Source organism: Exiguobacterium sp. SH1S21 (assembly GCF_004337175.1).
In the GTDB taxonomy this organism is placed as follows: domain Bacteria; phylum Bacillota; class Bacilli; order Exiguobacteriales; family Exiguobacteriaceae; genus Exiguobacterium; species Exiguobacterium aurantiacum_A.
In genome coordinates this window covers 1-425 of the sequence record NZ_SJUY01000034.1, presented here as the reverse complement: position 1 = coordinate 425, position 425 = coordinate 1, and the positions used below count along the sequence as shown (strand labels likewise).

The following is a 425-nucleotide window of genomic DNA, read 5'->3' as shown; positions in this document are numbered from 1 at the left end:
CCCGTGGACCAATTCCAAAGCGCAAGGACCAGTTGAATGGTCATCGTTCACGAGACGAGCGGGAAACTGCGGTGACCGCTCCCGGAGCAGAGAAGGTTTCCAAGCCGCGCGCCGACCCGAATTGGCACCCTATTGCGTCTCGCTTGTGGGAGTCGCTGGGCCGGTCTGGTCAGTCGCGGTTCTATGAGCCGTCTGATTGGGCGGTGGCGTACTCGCTCATGGATGATCTTTCCTATTACAAGTCGTCTTCTAAGCGGTCTGGGCAGATGCTTGCCACGATCATGTCGGCCATGTCTTCTCTCCTTGTGACTGAGGGTGATAGGCGGCGTGTGCAGATTGAGTTGGCGCGTCCGAACGCTGACGATTCTGAGGAGAACACGAAGGTTGCGGTGATGGACAAGTGGAGGCAGAAGCTCGGGTAGCGC

1 protein-coding gene is annotated in these 425 nt (G+C 58.4%); it reads left to right on the top strand.

Annotated elements, in window-relative coordinates:
- Positions 1-32: 32 nt before the first annotated feature.
- A complete protein-coding gene (locus tag EVJ24_RS15610; RefSeq protein WP_442899266.1) occupies positions 33-422 on the top strand; it encodes a phage terminase small subunit in 390 nt (129 codons plus the stop codon).
- The last annotated feature ends 3 nt before the right edge of the window (positions 423-425 follow it).